This is a genomic window from Nocardioides sp. SYSU D00065 (assembly GCF_017916425.1).
Lineage (GTDB): Bacteria > Actinomycetota > Actinomycetes > Propionibacteriales > Nocardioidaceae > Nocardioides.
Map to the genome: position 1 here is coordinate 361581 of NZ_JAFMSX010000002.1, position 20650 is coordinate 382230.

22 protein-coding genes and 1 riboswitch are annotated in these 20650 nt (G+C 71.1%); of the genes, 18 read left to right on the plus strand and 4 right to left on the minus strand.

Annotated elements, in window-relative coordinates:
* The first annotated feature begins 44 nt into the window (after positions 1-44).
* From J3P41_RS09795 to J3P41_RS09810, 4 genes are read left to right on the plus strand one after another with little or no spacing between them, the layout of a single operon-like run.
* Positions 45-683 carry a fasciclin domain-containing protein gene (locus J3P41_RS09795; RefSeq protein WP_210650118.1) on the plus strand — a complete coding sequence of 213 codons (639 nt, stop codon included), beginning with the start codon at positions 45-47 and terminating at the stop codon, positions 681-683.
* A 52-nt stretch (positions 684-735) separates the two neighbouring features.
* Positions 736-1368 (plus strand): RNA polymerase sigma factor, encoded by a 633-nt coding sequence (locus tag J3P41_RS09800; protein WP_210650119.1) that lies wholly within the window; start codon positions 736-738, stop codon positions 1366-1368.
* Complete coding sequence (locus J3P41_RS09805; RefSeq protein ID WP_210650120.1) at positions 1355-2116, plus strand: anti-sigma factor; 762 nt, start codon at positions 1355-1357, stop codon at positions 2114-2116. The genes J3P41_RS09800 and J3P41_RS09805 overlap by 14 nt, the downstream gene beginning before the upstream one ends.
* 58 nt (positions 2117-2174) lie before the next feature.
* Positions 2175-3740 (plus strand): FMN-binding glutamate synthase family protein, encoded by a 1566-nt coding sequence (locus tag J3P41_RS09810; RefSeq protein ID WP_210650121.1) that lies wholly within the window; start codon positions 2175-2177, stop codon positions 3738-3740.
* Between the two features lie 18 nt (positions 3741-3758).
* On the opposite strand, the gene J3P41_RS09815 is transcribed toward J3P41_RS09810, so the two are convergent.
* Positions 3759-5201 (minus strand): trehalose-6-phosphate synthase, encoded by a 1443-nt coding sequence (locus tag J3P41_RS09815; RefSeq protein WP_307861921.1) that lies wholly within the window; start codon positions 5199-5201, stop codon positions 3759-3761.
* Between the two features lie 200 nt (positions 5202-5401).
* Between J3P41_RS09815 and J3P41_RS09820 the strand changes: the two genes are divergently transcribed.
* From J3P41_RS09820 to otsB, 3 genes are all read left to right on the plus strand, one after another.
* Positions 5402-5695 carry a DUF3263 domain-containing protein gene (locus tag J3P41_RS09820; protein WP_210650123.1) on the plus strand — a complete coding sequence of 98 codons (294 nt, stop codon included), beginning with the start codon at positions 5402-5404 and terminating at the stop codon, positions 5693-5695.
* A 28-nt stretch (positions 5696-5723) separates the two neighbouring features.
* Positions 5724-6272, plus strand: a complete 549-nt coding sequence (locus tag J3P41_RS09825) for a LytR C-terminal domain-containing protein (protein ID WP_210650124.1) — start codon at positions 5724-5726, stop codon at positions 6270-6272.
* A 66-nt stretch (positions 6273-6338) separates the two neighbouring features.
* On the plus strand, positions 6339-7184 hold the full coding sequence (gene otsB, locus J3P41_RS09830; RefSeq protein WP_210650125.1) for a trehalose-phosphatase: 846 nt from the start codon (positions 6339-6341) through the stop codon (positions 7182-7184).
* On the opposite strand, the gene J3P41_RS09835 is transcribed toward otsB, so the two are convergent.
* From J3P41_RS09835 to J3P41_RS09845, 3 genes are read right to left on the minus strand one after another with little or no spacing between them, the layout of a single operon-like run.
* Positions 7144-8718 carry a hypothetical protein gene (locus J3P41_RS09835; RefSeq protein ID WP_210650126.1) on the minus strand — a complete coding sequence of 525 codons (1575 nt, stop codon included), beginning with the start codon at positions 8716-8718 and terminating at the stop codon, positions 7144-7146. The genes otsB and J3P41_RS09835 overlap by 41 nt on opposite strands.
* The gene (locus tag J3P41_RS09840; RefSeq protein WP_210650127.1) at positions 8715-9122 is read right to left on the minus strand and encodes a GtrA family protein; all 408 of its coding nucleotides are present in this window, start codon (positions 9120-9122) and stop codon (positions 8715-8717) included. Before J3P41_RS09840 ends, J3P41_RS09835 begins: the two co-directional genes overlap by 4 nt.
* Positions 9119-10078, minus strand: coding sequence for a glycosyltransferase family 2 protein (locus tag J3P41_RS09845; RefSeq protein ID WP_210650128.1), 960 nt, complete (start codon positions 10076-10078; stop codon positions 9119-9121). Before J3P41_RS09845 ends, J3P41_RS09840 begins: the two co-directional genes overlap by 4 nt.
* Before the next feature lie 171 nt (positions 10079-10249).
* Positions 10250-10389, plus strand: a riboswitch (SAM riboswitch).
* A gap of 10 nt (positions 10390-10399) precedes the next feature.
* On the opposite strand from J3P41_RS09845, the gene thrC reads away from it, so the two are divergent.
* The 11 genes from thrC (at position 10400) to J3P41_RS09900 (ending at position 20623) form a co-directional block, all read left to right on the plus strand.
* Complete coding sequence (gene thrC, locus J3P41_RS09850) at positions 10400-11671, plus strand: threonine synthase (RefSeq protein ID WP_210650129.1); 1272 nt, start codon at positions 10400-10402, stop codon at positions 11669-11671.
* Positions 11672-11684: 13 nt separating this feature from the next.
* Positions 11685-11960 carry a MoaD/ThiS family protein gene (locus tag J3P41_RS09855; protein ID WP_210650130.1) on the plus strand — a complete coding sequence of 92 codons (276 nt, stop codon included), beginning with the start codon at positions 11685-11687 and terminating at the stop codon, positions 11958-11960.
* 106 nt (positions 11961-12066) lie between these two features.
* Positions 12067-12906, plus strand: coding sequence for an SGNH/GDSL hydrolase family protein (locus J3P41_RS09860; RefSeq protein ID WP_210650131.1), 840 nt, complete (start codon positions 12067-12069; stop codon positions 12904-12906).
* Between the two features lie 9 nt (positions 12907-12915).
* The gene (locus tag J3P41_RS09865) at positions 12916-13758 is read left to right on the plus strand and encodes a hypothetical protein (protein ID WP_210650132.1); all 843 of its coding nucleotides are present in this window, start codon (positions 12916-12918) and stop codon (positions 13756-13758) included.
* The gene (locus J3P41_RS09870; protein WP_210650133.1) at positions 13755-14615 is read left to right on the plus strand and encodes a RimK family alpha-L-glutamate ligase; all 861 of its coding nucleotides are present in this window, start codon (positions 13755-13757) and stop codon (positions 14613-14615) included. The genes J3P41_RS09865 and J3P41_RS09870 overlap by 4 nt, the downstream gene beginning before the upstream one ends.
* A 230-nt stretch (positions 14616-14845) precedes the next feature.
* Positions 14846-15232: a TadE family protein gene (locus J3P41_RS09875; protein ID WP_210650134.1), complete on the plus strand. Its 387-nt coding sequence runs from the start codon at positions 14846-14848 to the stop codon at positions 15230-15232.
* Positions 15232-16710, plus strand: coding sequence for a TadE/TadG family type IV pilus assembly protein (locus tag J3P41_RS09880; RefSeq protein ID WP_210650135.1), 1479 nt, complete (start codon positions 15232-15234; stop codon positions 16708-16710). Before J3P41_RS09875 ends, J3P41_RS09880 begins: the two co-directional genes overlap by 1 nt.
* Positions 16711-16945: 235 nt before the next feature.
* On the plus strand, positions 16946-18577 hold the full coding sequence (gene groL, locus J3P41_RS09885; RefSeq protein WP_210650136.1) for a chaperonin GroEL: 1632 nt from the start codon (positions 16946-16948) through the stop codon (positions 18575-18577).
* Positions 18578-18678: 101 nt separating this feature from the next.
* Complete coding sequence (locus J3P41_RS09890) at positions 18679-19470, plus strand: hypothetical protein (protein ID WP_210650137.1); 792 nt, start codon at positions 18679-18681, stop codon at positions 19468-19470.
* A gap of 80 nt (positions 19471-19550) precedes the next feature.
* The gene (locus tag J3P41_RS09895) at positions 19551-20072 is read left to right on the plus strand and encodes a hypothetical protein (RefSeq protein WP_210650138.1); all 522 of its coding nucleotides are present in this window, start codon (positions 19551-19553) and stop codon (positions 20070-20072) included.
* Positions 20069-20623, plus strand: coding sequence for an NTP transferase domain-containing protein (locus J3P41_RS09900; RefSeq protein WP_210650139.1), 555 nt, complete (start codon positions 20069-20071; stop codon positions 20621-20623). Before J3P41_RS09895 ends, J3P41_RS09900 begins: the two co-directional genes overlap by 4 nt.
* Positions 20624-20650: the final 27 nt, after the last annotated feature.

Genomic DNA, 20650 nt, shown 5'->3' on the forward strand with positions numbered 1-20650 from the left:
GAGGGTGACGGGCGCGACGGGCGCCCCCGACGGAAGGAACGCACATGTTGCGACGCGTACCCGCACTCCTGGCGGCCTCGGCCCTCGCGCTGGGCACCGTCTCGGCGACCGCTCCCGCGGCCCACGCCCGGGCGGTCGGCGAGGACAGCCTCGCCGCCCTGCTGACCTCGGACGGCAACACGTTCGACAAGAAGAAGGGCGACTTCGACATCGTCACCGAGGCCGCCCTGGCGGTCGTCGGCGCGAAGCCCGACTCGCCCGTCGCGCTGCTGGCCGACGGCACGCAGCGCCTGACGGTCTTCGCTCCGACCGACCAGGCGTTCCGCCGCCTCGCCGAGGACCTCACCGGCACGACCATCCGGAGCGAGAAGAAGGTCTTCGAGGCCCTCGTCGAGCTCGCCGGTGTCGACACCATCGAGACCGTGCTGCTCTACCACGTCGTCCCGGGCAAGACCCTGACCAGCAAGAAGGTCCTCAAGGCCGACGGCGCCCGGCTCGGGACCGCCGCCGGCGGGACGGTCAAGGTCGACGTCAGAATGAAGCCGCGCGTCTCGGTGACCCTGCAAGACAAGGACACGGACGCTCGAAACCCGAGGGCCGTGTTGAAGGCCCTCGACCTCAACAAGGGCAACAAGCAGGTCGCGCACGGCATCGACCGGGTGCTTCGCCCGATCGACCTCTGATCCGGACGGTCTGACCCAGGTCCGCGACAGGTGCGCCGGGTGGGGAGCGCAGATGAGCAGCATCGCGTTCCCCACCCGCACGCCGCCGGACTACGGTGGCGCCGTGGTGACCGGGTTGCAGGAAAACGCGCAGGACGACGTCGTGTCGCTCGCCACCCGCCTGGTCGCCGGTGACGAGACCGCACTCGAGACGATCTACGACCGGTGGTCCGCGCTCGTGCACACCTACGCGCTGCGTGCCCTCGGCGACGCCCACGACGCCGAGGACGTCACCCAGCAGGTGTTCGTCAGCGCCTGGCGCAGCCGGCACACGCTGAACCCCAGCCCATCCGCCCTGCCGGCGTGGCTGGTCGGCATCGCCCGGCACAAGGTGGCGGACGTCCGGGCTGCACGAGCCCGTGACGCGCACCGGGTGGAGTCGGCGGCGGCGCTCGGGGAGGGCCGTGACGCCGTGGTCCAGTCCGCGGACGACGAGGTCGCCGAGCGACTGGTCGTACGACAGGCCGTCGACGACCTCCCCGACCCGCGTCGCACGATCGTGCTCCTCGCCTTCTGGGAGGGGCTCAGCCACGCCGAGATCGCCGAGTCCGTCGGCCTCCCTCTCGGTACGGTCAAGAGCCACGTCCGTCGTGGCCTGCTGAAGATCCACGAACAGCTCGAGGGGGCGCGCCGTGAAGCACGTTGACGACGAGGACCTCGCCGGCTTCGCGCTCGACCCCGCCGACGCCTCTCCCGAGGTGCGCCGCCACGTCGAGTCCTGCGCGGACTGCGCGGAGACGCTGGCCGCACTGTCCGACGTACGCCGGCTCACCGGTGCCGAGCCGATGGTTCCCGCCGCCGACCGGGTGCGCGCCGCGGTGCTGGCGGAGGTGCGTCGACCGGACGGACCGAACGACGTCACCAGTGCTACGACACCGGCTGGCACGCCCGGCCTGGCCGCCGCTGCGGACACGGTGCGGCTGGCTCCGCGCGCGCCTCTGCGCGCCGCGGCCCGCATCCCGGCGTGGGCCGCCGGGATCGCGGCCGCGGTCGCCTTGGCCGCAGGACTCGGACTGGGCCAACTGACGGCGGGCGACCCGACGCCGGAGGAGTCCGACCCGGGCACCGTCGTGGCCGCCGCCGACCTCACCGCCCTCGACAGCGACGCCCCCCGCGGTGTGGCCCGGGTCGTGCGGTCGGGCGAGACCGTCACGCTGCGGGTCAGCGCCGAACAGCTGGGGGGCGAGGACGGCTTCCACGAGGTCTGGCTGATCAACGTCGACGGCACGCGCATGGTCGCCCTCGGCGTCCTTGCCGCGGGCGACGAGGGTCAGTTCCAGGTCCCGCGGGGCCTCATCGACGACGGATACCGCATCGTTGACATCTCCGTGGAGCCCGAGGACGGTGACCCCACGCACTCCGGCGTGAGCCTCGCCCGCGGCGAGCTCGCCTGACCCAGCCCTTCGGGCGGGCGTCCTCGACATCGCGCCCCTACAGGACTAGGAACGGTGCATGAGGTGGAGGAACGCGATCCTCGGCGGCGCCGCGGCTGCGGCTGCCGCCACGTCGGTCCACGACCTGGTGCAGAAGAGGCACGCGATCCTGCGCAACTACCCCCTCGTGGGCCATGCCCGGTTCCTGGTCGAGCGGTTCGGCCCGGAGCTGCGGCAGTACATCGTCACCAGCAACGACGAGGAGCGGCCCTTCAGCCGCGACCAGCGGCGCTGGGTCTATGCCAGCTCCAAGCTGGAGAACAACTACTTCGGCTTCGGCACCGACAACGACGTCGAGCGGGTCGAGGGCTACCCGATCATCAAGCACCGCACCTTCACCGGTCCCGGAGCGGCCACCATGCCGCACGCGCAGGAGGAGGTCGAGCTGCCGTGCGCCAAGGTCATGGGCGCCGCGCGAGGCCGTACGCACGCCTTCCGCCCGACGTCGGTGGTCAACATCTCCGGGATGAGCTTCGGCTCGCTGTCGGGCAAGGCCATCGAGGCGCTCAACAAAGGGGCGGCGCTGGCCGGCTGCCTGCAGAACACGGGCGAGGGCGCGCTCTCGTCCCACCACCGGCACGGCGGTGACATCGTCTTCCAGATCGGCACCGCGTACTTCGGGTGCCGCGACGAGCACGGTCGGTTCGACATGGCGCGCCTGGTCGACCTCGTCGCGTCCGCGCCGGTGCGGGCGATCGAGATCAAGCTGAGCCAGGGGGCCAAGCCGGGCCTCGGCGGCATGCTGCCGGGCGAGAAGGTCAGCCGCGAGATCGCCGAGATCCGCGGGATCCCCGAGGGCAAGGACTGTGCCTCGCCCAGCCGGCACGCGGTCTTCGGCGACGTCGACTCGATGCTCGACTTCGTCGAGGACGTCGCGCAGGCGACCGGCCTGCCGGTCGGCATCAAGTCGGCCGTCGGCAACCTCACGATGTGGGACGAGCTGACCGAGGAGATGGCACGCGGTGGCCGCGGGGTCGACTTTGTCAACATCGACGGGGGAGAGGGCGGGACCGGTGCGGCGCCGATGATCTTCGCCGACTCGGTGGCCTACCCGTTCCGGATCGGCTTCGCCGAGGTCTACAAGCGCTTCGCCGCGGCCGGGCTCACCGACGACGTGGTCTTCCTCGGCGCCGGCAAGCTCGGCATCCCCGAGAACGCGATCGTCGCCTTCGCCCTCGGCGCCGACATGGTGCAGGTCGGGCGCGAGGCGATGATGGCCATCGGCTGCATCCAGGCCCAGAAGTGCCACACCGACCACTGTCCGGTCGGCGTCGCCACGCAGGACCCCCGCTACACGCGCGGCCTGGACGTGGGGCTCAAGAGCGTGCGGGCCGCCAACTACATCCGCTCGCTGCGACGCGACCTGCTCAAGGTCTCCGAGGCCGTGGGCGTCGTCCATCCCGGCCTGATCGCGCCGCGCGACGTCGACCTCCTCGACGGCACCCGCTCGGCGGTCGGTCTCGGCGAGGTCTACGGCTACGACCCGTCGTGGCAGCGACTGGGGCCCGGGCTCGTGGCGGAGGTCGAGACGATCATGCGGGCGCAGGCCGCCACGCACGGGACGGCCGTCGACGCCAACCCCTGAGCGTCCGCGGCCCCCGGCTCAGGTCGAGGCGGGGCTGCGGACGGTCTTGTCGTGGTGGTCGGGCAGCCGCTCGAGCTCGCTGAGGAAGGTGCGCGCCCACTTGGCGACGTCGTTCTGCACGACGGTCTTGCGCATGGCCCGCATCCGACGGCTCGTCTCCTTGGGGCCGGCGGCGTAGGCCTCGAGCAGGGCCGCCTTCATCCCGTCGATGTCGTAGGGGTTGACCAGCCACGCCTGCCGGAGCTCCGCGGCGGCGCCGGCGAACTCCGAGAGCACCAGGGCGCCGTCGTCCTCGAAGCGGCAGGCGACGTACTCCTTGGCGACGAGGTTCATGCCGTCGCGGAACGGCGTGACGACCATGACGTCCGCGGCGCGGTAGAAGGCCGCCATCTCCTCGCGAGGGTAGGAGTTGTGCAGGTAGGAGATCGCCGGACGCCCGATCAGCCCGTGGTCGCCGTTGATGCGTCCCACGAGCCGCTCGATGTCGTCGCGCAGGATGCGGTACTGCTCGACGCGCTCGCGTGAGGGCGTGGCGACCTGGACGAAGACGGCGTCCTCCACGTCGAGCTTGCCGTCGCGGACCAGCTCGCCGAAGGCGCGCAGCCGCGAGTAGATGCCCTTGGTGTAGTCGAGGCGATCCACGCCGAGGAAGATGCAGCGGGGATTGCCGAGCGCCTCGCGGATCTCGGCAGCGCGCCGCTCGACGCTCTCGGAGCGTGCCAGCTCCTCGAAGCCCGCGGTGTCGATGGAGATCGGGAACGCCATCGCCTTCACCGGCCGACCGTCGGGGAGGTAGATGGTGTCGCGGTGCGTCTTGTGGCCCACCCGGCTGCGCACGAGTCGTACGAAGTTGGCGGCCGCGCCCGGCAGCTGGAAGCCGATCAGGTCGGCGCCCAGCAGGCCCTCGAGGATCTGGCGGCGCCACGGCAGCTGGGAGAACAGCTCGGCGGGCGGGAACGGGATGTGCAGGTAGAACCCGATGCGGAGGTCGGGTCGCTGGGAGCGCAGCATCTGCGGCACGAGCTGCAGCTGGTAGTCCTGCACCCACACCGTCGCCCCCTCCGCCGAGACCTCGGCAGCCTTGTCGGCGAAGCGCCGGTTGATCGCGACGTAGGCGTCCCACCACTCACGGTGGAACTCCGGCTTGGCCACCACGTCGTGGTAGAGCGGCCACAGCGTGCCGTTGGAGAAGCCCTCGTAGAACTCCTCGACCTCGCGTGCGCTCATCGAGACCGGCACCAGGGAGAGTCCGTTCTCGACGAACGGCTCGAAGTCGCCGTCGTCGGCCGAGCCCGGCCAGCCGATCCACGCTCCGTCGTTGGCCCGGAGCACCGGCTCCAGCGCGGTCACCAGCCCGCCGGGGGACGGTCGCCACGACACCGATCCGTCGTCGGCGTGGACGCGGTCCACGGGCAGTCGGTTGGCCACGATCACGAGGTCTGCCTGCGGGGCTGGGCTCACGAGCGCCACCCTAACGACGTGGACCCTGCCGCAGACCACCCCACAGTGTTCCGCGGCGCCCCGGCGCCGGACGACCGGCTGTTCGCCGGTCTGTGTCCAGACGACTCGCCGTGGACGAATGACATCGTTGTCGTTCGTCGCCTAGACTGACCGGAGTCCACCCGGCCGCGGGTGGAGGTGGGGTCGAGGAGGACAAGGCAATGGACGCAGCCGAGCACATCGCAGCCGAGCGGGAGGCCGCGGCGGGGTTGAGCCAGCGCGACCGCGAGATCCTCGAGTTCGAGCGGCACTGGTGGAAGTACGCCGGCGCCAAGGAGCAGGCCGTCCGCGACAAGTTCGACATGTCCTCGACCCGCTACTACCAGGTCCTCAACGCGCTCATCGACCGCCCGGAGGCGCTCGAGGCCGACCCGCTCCTGGTGCGCCGCCTGCGTCGGCTCCGCGCCTCCCGCCAGCGTCAGCGCTCCGCGCGACGCCTCGGCTTCGAGATCTGACACCCACTCACGATCGGTCACCTTCCCCATGACCTTCACGACCCGCACGACCTCCCACAGGACCACCGGGTCCGCGCGTCGTCACGACGACCGCGGCGTGGCCTTCCCCTCGCCGCTGGTGATGCTCTCGGTCATCGCAGTCGCGATGGCCGCCGTCACCTTCGTCGCCACGCGCGACCAGGCGCCCACCGAGCGTCGGATCGACACCGCCACCATCGCCAGCGCCGACCGGTCCCCGAGTGCCGAGCCCGCCCCGAGCGCCACCAGGACGCCCGAGCCCAAGCCGAAGCCCCAGGTCCAGCGCGGCGAGGTCTACGTCGAGGTGTTCAACAACTCCGGCATCAAGGGGCTGGCCGCCACCACCGCGGCCAAGGCCACCGGCGTCGGCTGGGCCGTGGTGGGCGAGGACAACTGGTACGGCGTCATCCCGACCACGACGGTGTACTTCCCGCCGCGGCTCGAGGCTGCCGCCAAGCAGTTGGCGCTCGACCTCGGCATCGAGCGCACCGCTCCTGCCGTCGGGGTGATGAAGCGTGACCGGCTCACCGTCATCCTGACCGCCGACGCCCCGCAGTAGGCCGACATCGGGAGCGGCCACCCGGCCGGTTCGCCCGCGATCAACCCTGCGTGGTTGGCTTCAGCCATGGAGTTCACCTCCGACGACGCACGCGCCCACTTCGACGCCGTACGCGACGTCCTCGACGGTGCGGTGGTCGGCCTCGACTTCGACGGCACGCTGTCGCCGATGGTGGACGACCCCGAGGCGGCCCGGCTGCACCCGGGCGCGCCCGGCGCGATGCTCGAGCTCGCCGAGGCGGTCCGCGCGGTCGCCGTGATCACCGGCCGTCCCGCGCGCCAGGCGATCGCGATGGGCGACCTCGACGCGCTCGGCAACGCGATGCTCGACCGCGGCGCCGAGCTCTTCGTCCTCGGGCAGTACGGCAACGAGCGCTGGTCGGCGACCGAGCAGCGGATCCGGTCACCACGCCCGCCCGCCGGGCTGGCCAGCTTCGAGCGCGAGCTCCCGTCGGTGCTGCGCAAGGCCGGCGCCGCCGACGCGTACGTCGAGGAGAAGGGTCTCGCGGTGGCCGTGCACACGCGCCGCATGCAGGACCCCGCCGGCGCCCTCCAGCGCCTGACCGGCCCGCTGTCGGAGCTCGCCGAGCGGCACCACCTCACGCTCGAGCCGGGACGCAACGTCATCGAGGTCCGCTCCGGCCAGATGCACAAGGGTCACGCGCTGCGCGCCTTCGTCGCCGAGCAGGAGGCCACCGGGGTCGTCTTCGGCGGCGACGACCTCGGCGACGTGGAGGCGTTCGAGGCGGTGCGGGCGCTGCGCGCCGACGGCCTGCCCGGCTTGGTCGTGTGCTCCGCCTCCACCGAGCAGCCCAGCCTCGTGGAGCTCGCCGACGTCGTCGTAGACGGCCCGGCCGGGGTGGTGGAGCTGCTCACCGCCCTGGTCGCACGCGGTCCCGCACCCGCCGGCTGACCGCCGGCGCGAGGACGGCTGCCGTCGCTGCGGCCAGCACCAGGAAGTAGGGCAGGTAGAGGTAGACGTAGCGCGAGCGGGCCTCGAAGAGCAGCAGGAACGCGGCCAGCATCAGCAGGCTCAGCCGCGCCATCGTCGGCACCGCCTGGAGCTGGGTTCCACGACGCGGAAGCGCAGCCCCAGCGACCAGCAGCAGCACGAGCAACCAGGTCCCCTGCCACAGGGAGAAGGTGGCGCCGTAACGGTCGCCGTGGAGCCCGAACCAGCGCTGGACCCGGACGCTCGCCGGATCGGAGACGAGGAACGGGGTCGGCTCCACCGCCATCTGCCCCTCGCTCCAGGCGAAGAAGGAGCCGTCGCCCAGCGTCCACGCGGCCTTGCGCTCCAGGAACCGGGCATATCCGAGCGGCCCCATGTCGGCCACGCGCTGCCCGAAACGCTCGAGATTGGCCCGGGTGCGGTCCTCGAGGGGGGTGGCACGGCTCTCGGCGGCGTCCTCCTCGCGGTAGGCCCCGAAGTAGTCGTTGTGCACCCCGGGGCCCTGCTGGGCGCCCATCTTGAGGAAGTGGGTGACATCGAGCCTCTGCTCGGCGGCGCCGGCCGCCGGCTCCATGCCCTGCCAGGCCACGAGCTGGCCGGCCAGCAGCGCGCCGGCGACGACGCCGCCCACCACCGCTGCGCCGGACGCGACGAGGACCCGCCACGAGCGACGCCATGCGCGCGCGCCGAGGACGAGGGCCACGACCACGGCCGCCGCGGAGGCGAAGACGGCGGTCGGCTTGAGGGCGTAGCCGACGTAGGTCGCCGCACCCATGGCCGCCCACAGGGCTGCCCGGGCCGCGGTGCCGCGCCGGTCCCGCTCGAGGCTGAACAGGTAGAGCACCAGCGCCGGGAACGGCATCGTCAGCGTGTCGGAGTACGGCACGGCGCTCCACGGGGACAGCCCCACGAACACCAGGGCCAGGCCCAGGGTGAGGTAGGCGGCCACCGGGCCGCCGAGGCGGCGGGCCGCGAGGTGGGCCAGGGCGACGGCGCCGGTCATGCACAGCGCCACCAGCACGACGCCTGCCGACCAGAGATCGGGGTGGCCGGTCGCCAGCGCGAGGCCGTACCAGACGTGCAGCACGGCCACGATCAGGGCGTTGTTGGGGTACGTGGCGACGTACAGCTGCTGGCCGGGATCGTCGGGGAGGCCGAGCGCCATCCGCTCCGCGATGCCCGCGACCATGCTCGCGTCCCAGCCCGGCGCGACCCGGATCGCCCAGCCGATCTGCAGCTGGAGGACGAAGAGGCCGGCCAGGACGGCCGCCACGAGCAGCCGACGTCGCCACGGACGCGCCTCGAGCCAGGGCGCGACCCGGGACACCGCCAGCGTGAGGGGCACCAGCGCGACCGCGAGGACCACGAGCACCGCGAGGACCGGGGACGTGTCGTAGCGGTACGCGCCGTAGAGCGGCGAGAGGACGGTGTGGACGACGACGACGAGCAGCAGCGCACCCAGCACGAGCGCGGTGGCGCGCGCAAGCAGCCTCATCGGGCCGCCTCGCGCTCGGCGAACACCACGCGGCCGTACCAGGTGTAGTTCCACACCAGCCCGACCGCGACAGCTGCCACCTTGCCGAGCAGGAGGGCCGGCACAGCCGGAACGCCCAGCCCACCGAGGACTGCGGCGGCGGCCCAGATGACCAGGGGGTGCAGGACCCACAGCCCGACGAGGGTCACCGCGAGGAAGGGGCCCAGGGTCGAGCGGACCGAGGCGGTCGAGCGGAACGAGAAGGCGCGGTTGGCCGCGAAGCTGAACGCCATGCCGGCTGAGGTCGACACCGTGTTGGCCAGCAGCAGCCCGCATCCGGCGGTGCTCAGCACGGCGAACAGGACGAGGTCGATCGCGGTGTTGACGACGCCCACCAGCGCGAAGCGCGCCGCGGTCGAGCTCACCACGGGTCGCCCAGGACTGTGGCGACGCTGTAGAGGGGGCGGTCCTGGACCTCGACGTAGACCCGGCCGAGGTAGCTGCCCAGGATGCCCAGCATGGAGATCTGCACGCCGCCGATGAGGAAGAGCGTGATGGCGAGGAACGCCCACCCGGGCACGGCGTTCTCGGGATAGGCGAACCGGACCACGACGGCGTACGCGATGCCGATGAGGCTCAGCAGCGAGAAGACGAGGCCCACGCGGCTGATCAGCTGCAGGGGAGCGGTGGAGAAGCCGAAGATGCCGTCGCCGGCGAGCTTGAGCATCTTGGCGAGGGGGTAGCCGCTCGTGCCGCCGTGCCGGCGCGCCCGGTCGAAGAGGACGGCCTCCTGGGTGAACCCGACGTGGCTGACCATGCCGCGCAGGAACCGGTTGTGCTCGCGGTACTTGGTCAGCTCCTCGACGACCCGGCGGTCGAGCAGCCGGAAGTCGCCGGTGTCGCGCGGGATGTCGATGGAGGCTGCCTTCGACAGGACCCGGTAGAAGGCGTGCGCGGTGGTGCGCTTGAACCACGAGTCATCGCGCGTGCGGCGCTGCGCGTAGACCACCTCGGCGCCGGCCTCCCATCGCTCGACGAGCTCGAGGCTGACCGCCGGCGGGTCCTGCAGGTCGGTGTCCATGATGATGGCCGCGTCCGCGTGGCACGCGTCGAGCGCGGCCGTCACCGCCTTCTGGTGGCCGAAGTTGCGCGAGAGCCGGAGCACGACGACCCGCGAATCCGCCTCGTGCAGCGCGACGAGGTGCTCGAAGGACCGGTCCTGGGAGCCGTCGTCGACGTAGAGGAACTGCAGGTCGTAGCGGTCGCGCAGCGGCTCGGTCGCCTCGACCAGGGCGCGGTGGAACGCCGCGACGCTCTGCTCCTCGTTGTAGACGGGCAGCAGGTAGGCGATCTTCCTGCGGGCGGCAGGTGGTTCGGTCATGCTCGTCGATCACTCACTCAGGTCGGCCGGGCCCGCGAGCACCGGCAGGCCAGCAGGGCGCCACGGACCGTACCGCACCGGCGTCGACGAAGCCGAAGCCTCGACCGGCGCGCTTCCGACCACATCGTGGACTCGGTGTGCACATCGTGAGACCGCTGCCTAGGCTGAGCGTGCTCATCACGAGGGACTGAGGGAACGGCCCGTCGAAGTCCCGGCAACCACCCGTGAGCCTCCTGTCCGGACTCCGTCCGGCAGTCACGGGAGCAGGTGCCAAATCCGGCCCACGCGAGAGTCGCGGGGACAGATGAGAAGGAGGACTTCATGAGCACCCTGCTGGACGAGACCACCACGCACACCCTGCGCGAGGGCGCCTTCGGCAACGCCCGCGCCCTGGCCTGCCGCGAGTGCGGCCACGAGGTCGAGCTCGGGCCGTCGTACGCCTGTCCGGAGTGCTTCGGGCCGCTCGAGGTGGCCTACGAGTTCCCGGCCGTGACCCGCGAGGAGATCGCGGCCGGCCCCGCCAACATCTGGCGCTACAAGGCGCTCCTGCCCGTTCCGTCGGACATCGAGCAGAGCCCGAACACCGAGCCGGGGTTCACCCGGCTGCTCCAGGCGCGCAACCTCGGCCGCGAGCTGGGCATCGAGAAGCTGTGGGTGAAGGACGACTCCACCAACCCGACGAACTCCTTCAAGGACCGCGTGGTGGCCTGCGCGCTCAGCGCGGCGCGCGAGCTCGACGCCAAGGTCTTCGCGTGCCCCTCGACCGGCAACCTGGCCAACGCCGTCGCCGCCGCGGGTGCCCGGGCCGGCATTCCGACCGTCGTGTTCATCCCGAGCGACCTCGAGAAGCCGAAGCAGGTCAACTCCGCCGTCTACACCGAGCGGCTCGTGGCGGTGGAGGGCAACTACGACGACGTCAACAAGCTCGCCTCCGAGATCGCCGGCGAGGAGGAGGGGTGGGCGTTCGTCAACGTCAACGTGCGCCCCTTCTACGCCGAGGGATCCAAGACGCTCGGCTACGAGATCGCCGAGCAGCTGGGCTGGCGGCTGCCGGATCAGATCGTCATCCCGGTCGCGTCGGGCTCGCAGCTGACCAAGGTCGACAAGGCGTTCCGCGAGCTGATCAGCCTCGGCCTCGTCGAGGACAAGCCCTACAAGGTCTTCGGCGCCCAGGCGAGCGGCTGCTCACCGGTCTCGGTGGCCTACAAGGCCGGCACCGACGCGATCCGGCCGGTCAAGCCCGACACCATCGCCAAGAGCCTGGCCATCGGCAACCCCGCGGACGGGATCTACGTGCTCGACATCTGCCGCCGCTCGGGCGGTGCCGTGGAGGACATCACCGACGACGAGGTGCGCGAGGGCATCCTGCTGCTCGCGCGCACCGAGGGCATCTTCACCGAGACCGCCGGCGGCACGACCGTGGGCGTGCTGAAGAAGCTCGTCGAGACCGGTCAGCTCGACCCGTCGCTCGAGACCGTCGTCATCAACACCGGCATGGGCCTCAAGACCCTCGACGCCGTCGCGGACCGCGTCGGGCCCGCCGCCACCATCGCCCCGTCCTACGACGCGTTCGTCGCGTCCGGCGTCCTCTGAGGAGCACCAGCACATGAGCGTGTCCGTCCGGATCCCCACCATCCTCCGCACCTACACCGGCGGCGAGTCCGAGGTCACCGCCGAGGGCGACACCCTCGCCGCGGTGCTCGACGACCTCGACTCCCGCTACGCCGGCATCAAGGGCCGCATCCTCGACGAGGCCGGCAAGCTGCGCCGCTTCGTCAACGTCTACGTCGGCAACGACGACGTGCGCTTCCTCGACGAGCTGGACACCGCCACCCCCGACGGCACCCAAATCTCGGTGATCCCGGCGGTCGCCGGCGGGTGATCCACGTCTCCTCGCGAGCGCGGCGGCCGGGATCCGGTCGCGCCGTTCGGCAGGGCGACGCCCGGGGTTGCGGGTGCGTTCACGTCGGTGTGGTTCAACGTGTGCCGTGTCGACCAAGCACCTGACCCGGGCCGGCGTCGCGCTGGCCGTCCTCAGCGGCCTGGCGGGCGGGACGGCGTACGGCGCCCGCGAGCTGCTGACGCGTCAGGCCGCCCAGGCCCGCCGGGCCATCGGCAAGCCGCTGGGGGACCAGGCGCCGTTGGCGGACCGGCACTACAAGAAGAAGTACGGCGACCCCGTCGACCTGCTCGTGCTCGGCGACTCCATCGCAGCGGGGCTGGGCGCTGAGCGGCCGAAGCAGACGCTTGGCAGTCGGCTGGCGCGGGGGGTGGCCACGCACGCGGGGCGCTCGGTGCGCCTGCGCACGGCCGCGGTGGTGGGCTCGGAGAGCAGCATGCTCGCCACCCAGCTCGCCTCCCTGCCGGAGTCCTACCGGCCCGACGTCGCCGTGATCATCGTCGGCGGCAACGACGTCACCCATCGGGTCCCGGTCGCGGACTCCGTGCGTCACCTCGCCGAGGCGATCGATGCGCTGCGCGAGCGCGGGGCGGCCGTCGTCGTGGGGACCTGCCCCGACCTGGGGGCGTTGCGCCCGGTGCCGCAGCCCCTGCGCGCGCTCGGCTCGCGCGCGTCCCGGCAGCTCGCCGACGCCCAGCGCGTGACGGCGCTCGAGCGCGGGGCGTGGGTGGTCTCGCTCGCTCACGTGGTCGGGCCGTTCTTCATCTCCAACCCCGAGGAGATGTTCAGCCTGGACCGCTTCCACCCCAGCGCCCACGGCTACAAGCGCACCGCCAAGGCGATGCTGCCCTCGGTGCTCGCGGCCCTGGGGGTGGTGGACGTCGTGCCATTCGGGCACCACGCGCCCCTGGTGGGACGGTCAGGCTAGGGTTCGCGGGTGCGCACCACTGCTCGACGAGCCGGCCAGGCCGTCAAGAAGGCAGCCCAGAAGGCAGGCCGGGTGCAGGCGCCGCCGCCCGTCCCCGAGGCCGAGCCGGCACCCGCCGACCCCAAGGTCGAGCGTCGGCGTCGGTTGCTGGCCAGCAACCTCACCGAGCTGGCCATCGAGTTCCGCACCGACAAGTGGGGGGTCCACAAGTACACCCCCCACTACGAGCGGCACCTGCAGCACCTGCGGGGCGAGTCGTTCACGCTGCTCGAGCTCGGCATCGGCGGCTACAAGAAGCGCCGTCGCAGCGGGGCGTCGATGAAGATGTGGCGCTGGTTCTTCCCCAAGGCGAGGATCGTCGGCCTCGACATCGAGGACAAGACCTGGCTGACCCGAGGTCACATCCACACCTACCTCGGCGACCAGACCGACCCGGAGATCCTCCACCGGATCATCGAGGAGCAGGGCGCGCCGCTGGTCGTCATCGACGACGGCAGCCACATCCCGGCGCACGTGCGCGAGTCGTTCCGCATCCTGTTCCCGCTCCTGCCCGACGGCGCGATCTACTGCATCGAGGACACCCAGACGTCCTACTGGCCGGCGTGGGGCGGCCAGCTCGACCCGCGTGCGCCCGGCACCTCGATGGACCTGGTCAAGGACCTCATCGACGGCCTCAACCACGAGGAGTTCCTCGTCGAGGGCTACGAGCCCACCTACACCGACCAGTGGGTCAAGGCTGTGCACTGCTACCACAACCTCGTGATCATCGAGAAGGGCGACAACCGCGAGGGCACCAACCGCGACCACGCCGCCCACTCCTTCCACGGCTCCTCGGAGCTTCCCAGGGCATGACCGTCCTGCTGGCCACCTGCGGCGACCTGCCGTACGGCGAGCCCGGCGCCGCCGTGCTGGACGCCGTGCTGGCCGAGCGGGGGATCGACGCCGCGTGGGCGCGGTGGGACGACCCCGCCGTCGACTGGTCGGCGGCCGACCTCGTCGCCGTGCGCTCGACGTGGGACTACGTGACGCGGCACGCCGAGTTCCTCGCGTGGGCGGGCTCCCTCGACCAGTCCCGGCTGCTCAACGGCGCCGACGTGTTCGCCTGGAACCACGACAAGCGCTACCTCACCAACCTCGGTGAGCTCCCCTCGGTGCCGACGCTGCTCGCCGACGACCGGCCGGCGCTGGCCGAGGCGGTCCGGCGCTTCGGCACGGCCGTGGTCAAGCCGCGGGTCGGCGCCGGGGGCGCCGGCCTGGTCGTGGTCACCGATCCCGACGACCCTCGGCTGGGCCGCCCCGTGCGCAGTCATCCCGACTATCCCGAGGTCGGTGGCCCCTGGGTGGTGCAGCCCCTCGTGGAGTCGATCCGCACCTCCGGCGAGGTCTCCGTCTACGTGCTCGGCGGACGGATCACCCAGCGCTTCGACAAGCGGCCGGGTGCGGACGACGTACGCGTGAACGAGGAGTTCGGCGGACAGGTCCGGCCCGCCGAGCTGGGCGACGTCGGCGACCTCGTCCTCCAGGCGTACGACGCCATGGGTGAGCGGTTCGGACGACCGATGGACTACCTGCGCGTCGACCTCCTGCAGTGGGAGGGCGGGTGGGTCGTGAGCGAGCTCGAGCTGATCGAGCCCGGGCTCTACCTCGACGTGTCGCCGGCCAACGCGGCTCCGTTCGCCGGCGTGGTCGAGGCGAGACTGCGCTCCTAGCGCGTCATGGCCTACGGGCAACTGGTCATTTCGGGCTATTAAGTCCGGCCGTCGGGTCGAGGCATCCTTGGTCGGCCGGCGTCTAGCGTTCGTCACGGTCGGGCGCCCTGCGCTCGACGGACGCGAGTGCCGGCTGCCGGAATCGCCGGGCAGTTTCGCTCAGCGGGCAACACGAGGGGACATCAGTGGGGGCTTTGCGCAAGCGGCGCGACGACCGAGGCGTTGCGGCGGTGGAGTTCGCGCTGGTCGTGCCGATCCTGCTGGTGATGCTGTTCGGCATCATCGACTTCGGGTTCGCCATCAACCGCTACGCCATCGTCAACAACGCCGCCCGCGAAGGTGTGCGCGAGGCGAGCCTCGGTGCTTCGGAGGCGGAGATCCGCGCCGCGGTGACGCGAGGCATGTCCGACCTCGGCGGCACCTTCACGATCACGGTCGGCTGCAAGAAGCCCGACGGTACGACGAACTGCACCAGCTGGACCGGCGGGCAGGAGTCCGGCGGCATCGCCATCGTGTCCGTGACCTTCACCCATGAATGGCTGACGCCGGTCGCGGAGCTCATCGATGCCGACGACGTCCTCCAGATCTCCAAGACCAACCGGATGAGGATCGAATGATGCGCGCAGTTCGTGAGCGTGGCGACGACGGGGCCATCGCGGTGATGACCGCGCTTCTGACGGTGGTGATCTTCGGCATGGCGGCTCTCGCCATCGACATCGGCATGCTGGCGATGGAGCGGCAGAAGCTGCACGACGCCGTTGACTCGGCGGCGCACGCGGGGGCGTACGCCATGCCTGGTGACGGAGCCACCGCGATCAAGGCGGCTCGCGACATGGCGCTCTCCAACGATCCGGACCTCACCTACGACATGACGGAGCACAACCCCGAAGTGCGGCTGTGGTGCGTCGTGGCCTCGACGGGCACGACGCCTCCGGCCGTGCAGACCTCGCAGATCCCAAGCACCTGCAACCCCGGACCCGCCCCCTACACAACCTCCAAGTACCCCGACCTGCGCTGCAACGGCGCCATCTGCAAGATCCCGTGCGCACCGAGCACGACCACCCACTGCAACACCGTGGAGGTGGTGGCGGAGAAGAAGGTGCCCTTCGGCTTCGCCAACATCTTCGACCGGAGCTTCGGCTCGACCGGGTCGGTGGCATCTGCGGCGTGCAAGGGGTCCTGCGGAGCCGAGTCGCCGAACCCCTTGGACGTCGTCGTCGTGGCTGACCGCACGCTGAGCCTGTCCAGCGGGGACCGCTCAGCCATGAAGACGGCCATCAAGGACATGCTCAAGGAGATGGATCCCAGCATGCACTTCCTGGCGCTGGGCACGATTCACAAGAGCGAGACGGTCTCGGGCTGCGTCTCGGGCGCCTACAGCATCCCCACGCCGGACCGGCGGAACCCGCTCGACGAGGCCGACATGAATCGTGGCACCTGGGTGCCCACGGACTTCAGCAACGACTACGTCACCGGGGCTCCCGGCGCCCGAGCGTGGAAGACAACGGACCCGGTCTACAAGGCCATCGACTGCCTCACCTCATCGGACGCCGACTACGGCACTCACTTGGCGGCACCGATGAAGGAGGCGGCGCGCAAGCTCCTCGGCTTCAGCTCGAGCAACCTGGCGAGTCTGAGCTCGTCCAACCCGCGGCCTGGGGAGGTCCGGAAGGTCATCATCTTCGAGACCGACGGCCAGCCCAACGAGAAGGTCTCGACCAGCGCCAGCAATTCGGTGACGGTCTCGGGGGACCCGCGAAAGACCGACGGAGGAGATGCCTGCGCGAACCTCGTCAAGGCTGCCCAGAGCGCCAAGGACCACGGCATCCTGGTCATGACGATCGGGTTCGGGGATGCGACCACAGCGCGATGCGAGAGCGGCGGTCGCTTGACGCGGGACGTTCTCGCTGAGGCGGCATCGCATGGACCTTCGGGGCCGAGCACGGCCAACTCGTGCTCGTCCACCGACGCTCCTCTAGAGAATGCCGACGGAGACTACTTCTTCTGCTCAGCCCGTGGCTCGGACTTCCGGAACATCTTCCTCACGGCGCTCTCGCAGGTCAGCAAGGGCGTCAAGCTCGTCAGGTTGCCGTAGGGGCGCACGCTGTCGAACGCCGCCCCGGGTCAACCGGGGCGGCGTTTGCACTCTCCGGGGTCGAGTGCTAAACATGAGGTTGGCACTCTCGTCACGAGAGTGACAACGACCCAGGCGACGCTGAGGTCTGCGAAGGCGGCGTGAATGGATCGCCGGCGGAGCGGATCGTCCGTCGCGGGCAGCCCGCCAGGTGTCGTGCCCACAGAACTCACGTCGACAGGAATCGCGAAGAGTTATGCCGAAGCTGATTGCTTTCAACGAGGAGGCCCGCCGCGGCCTCGAGCGGGGTATGAACACCCTCGCCGACGCGGTCAAGGTCACCCTCGGCCCCAAGGGCCGCAACGTCGTCCTGGAGAAGAAGTGGGGCGCCCCCACGATCACCAACGACGGTGTCTCGATCGCCAAGGAGATCGAGCTGGAGGACCCCTACGAGAAGATCGGCGCCGAGCTGGTCAAGGAGGTCGCCAAGAAGACCGACGACGTCGCCGGCGACGGCACGACGACGGCCACCGTCCTGGCCCAGGCCATGGTCCGCGAGGGTCTGCGCAACGTCGCGGCCGGCGCGAACCCGATGGGTCTCAAGCGCGGCATCGAGGCCGCAGTGTCCGCCGTGTCCGAGCAGCTGCTCGCCATGGCCAAGGACGTGGAGACCAAGGAGCAGATCGCGTCCACCGCGTCGATCTCCGCGGCTGACACCACCGTCGGCGAGATCATCGCCGAGGCGATGGACAAGGTCGGCAAGGAAGGCGTCATCACGGTCGAGGAGTCCAACACCTTCGGGCTGGACCTCGAGCTGACCGAGGGCATGCGGTTCGACAAGGGCTACATCTCCGCCTACTTCGCCACCGACCTCGAGCGCATGGAGGCCGTGCTGGAGGACCCCTACGTCCTCATCGCCAACTCCAAGGTGTCGACGGTCAAGGACCTGCTCCCGCTGCTGGAGAAGGTCATGCAGTCCGGCAAGCCGCTGCTGATCATCGCCGAGGACGTCGACGGCGAGGCGCTGTCGACCCTGGTCGTCAACAAGATCAAGGGCACCTTCCGCTCCGTGGCCGTCAAGGCCCCGGGCTTCGGTGACCGCCGCAAGGCCATGCTGCAGGACATCGCCATCCTCACCGGTGGCCAGGTCATCTCGGAGGAGGTCGGCCTCAAGCTGGAGTCGGCCGGTCTCGAGCTGCTCGGCCAGGCCCGCAAGGTCGTCATCACCAAGGACGAGACCACCATCGTCGAGGGTGCCGGCGACCAGGGTCAGATCGAGGGCCGGGTCAACCAGATCCGCGCCGAGATCGAGAAGTCGGACTCCGACTACGACCGCGAGAAGCTGCAGGAGCGCCTCGCCAAGCTCGCCGGCGGCGTGGCCGTCATCAAGGTCGGCGCGGCCACCGAGGTCGAGCTCAAGGAGCGCAAGCACCGCATCGAGGACGCGGTGCGCAACGCCAAGGCCGCGGTCGAGGAGGGCATCGTCGCCGGCGGTGGCGTCGCTCTCGTCCAGGCTGGTGCCCAGGCGTTCGCCAAGCTCGACCTGGCCGGCGACGAGGCCACGGGTGCCAACATCGTCAAGGTCGCCATCGAGGCTCCCCTCAAGCAGATCGCCGTCAACGCCGGTCTCGAGGGTGGCGTCGTGTCGGAGAAGGTCCGCAACCTGGAGGCCGGCCACGGCCTCAACGCGGCCACCGGCGACTACGTCGACATGATCGCCGAGGGCATCATCGACCCCGCCAAGGTGACCCGCTCGGCGCTGCAGAACGCCGCGTCGATCGCCGCGCTGTTCCTCACCACCGAGGCCGTCGTGGCCGACAAGCCCGAGAAGGCGCCCGCCGTGCCCGGCGGCGGCGACATGGGCGGCATGGGCGGCATGGACTTCTGAGTCCGGCTCCCACCACACAGCACCACCAGCAGGGCCCCCGCTCCGGCGGGGGCCCTGCTGCGTCCCGGCCACTCCGGGGACCTCGCTGGTAGGAAGGACGCATGCGTCTGCCCGTGCCCGGACCTCGTGACCTGATCTCCGCGTTCGAGAGGGGCGGCGAGCAGGTGGAGGCCCTGATCGGGGCGGTGCCCCGCGCCCTGGCGCTGCTGGACCAGGCCGAGGCCCTGCTCGCCCGGGCCTCCGCCACGATCGACCGGGTCGATGCGGTGGCCGAGGCGGCGACCGTCGAGGTGGCGCGGGTCTCGCGGGTCGTGGACGACGCGCAGAAGCAGATCGACCGGGTGGGCGCGGTGGCCGACGATGCGCGGACGCAGATCGACCGCGTGGGCACGGTGGCTGACGATGCGCGGACGCAGATCGACCGCGTGGGCACGGTGGCTGATGATGCGCAGAAGCAGATCGATCGCGTGGGCACGGTGGCTGATGATGCGCAGAAGCAGATCGATCGCGTGGGCACGGTGGCTGATGATGCGCAGAAGCAGATCGACCGCGTCGGGGAGGTGGCCGACGACGCGGCCGCCCTCGTGGGACGGGCCGTGAGCCTCCTCGACAGCCTCGAGCCGTCGCTCACGGCGCTGCAGCCCACCCTCGAGACCCTGGCCGACACCACGCACCCCGACGAGGTCGCCGCTCTGGTGCGCCTGGTCGACCACCTGCCTGCCCTGACCGAGCAGTTCGAGCGTGACGTGCTCCCGGTGCTGGCGACCCTCGGCTCGGTCGCCCCCGACCTGCACGAGATGCTCGACGTCTCGCGCGAGCTCAACGAGCTCCTCGGCAAGATCCCCGGGATGGGGCGGCTGAAGCGCAAGATCGAGGAGGACGACGACGCCTGAGGCGGAACGGGCCCGCGCCCGCAGGCGTCCAAGCGGTGTGGCACGGTGACCGCACCGGCCCCGCACCAGCAGGAGGAACCGTGAACACCAGCCGACCCCGCATCGTCCCCCGCCTCGTCGTATCCCTGATCGCCGTGGCCGGCCTCGCCGCCTGCGGAGCCGACGACCGCACCGACGGTGCCGGCGACTCCCCGGCTGCGTCGAGCCCGACGATGAGCACCGAGGCCGGCACCGAGACCGGCTCCGAGGACGCGGGCGACACGCTGAGCCTGACCGCGGACGCGTCGGCGGCCGGCAAGTGCGCGGTCCCGTCCGCGGAGACGCTCGCCACCTTCGACACCGCCTTCGCCGGCACGGTCACGTCCCTCGACGACGGCACCGCGACCCTCACCGTCGACGAGTGGTACGCCGGTGACGAGGCCGCCGAGGTCACGGTCGAGGCGCCGAGCGACGACCTCCAGGACCTGCTCATGGCGGTCGACTTCGAGCAGGGCTCGTCGTACCTCGTGAGCGCCGACGGTGACCGGGTCACGCTCTGCGGCTTCACCGCCGAGCGCACCCCGGAGCTGGAGGCGATGTACGCGGAGGCCTTCTCGCAGTGACGTCGGTCGTCGGGCTGCTCCTCGCCGCCGGGGCCGGGAGGCGGTTCGGCGGCCCCAAGGCGCTGGCGCGCGACGACGACGGCACGTCCTGGCTGCTGCGGGCCGTGCAGGCGCTGCGGCCGTGCGCTGAGATCGTCGTGGTGGTGGGCGCCGAGGCTGAGCTCGCCGCCGCCCTCCTTCCGATGTCCGTCGCACGGGTCCGTGCCGAGGACTGGTCCGAGGGCATGGGCGCCTCCCTGCGAGCGGGGCTCCGAGCGCTCGCGCCGACCGACCACGACGTGGCGCTCGTCTCGCTCGTCGACCTCCCTGACGTCGACGCGGGCGTCGTCGCCCGGCTCTGCGCCTCGGCCCGCGGGCCCGACGACCTGGCGCGAGCGGCGTACGGAGGGGTCCCGGGGCACCCGGTGCTGCTGGGACGCCGTCACTGGGCGGGTGTCGCGGACACGGCGACCGGCGACCGGGGGGCGCGCGACTACCTCGCTGCGCGGGAGGTGGCGCTCGTCGAGTGCGGCGACCTGGCCACCGGGCGCGACGTGGACTCGCGCCGCTGACGCGACCCAACGCCCGACCAACGTCGT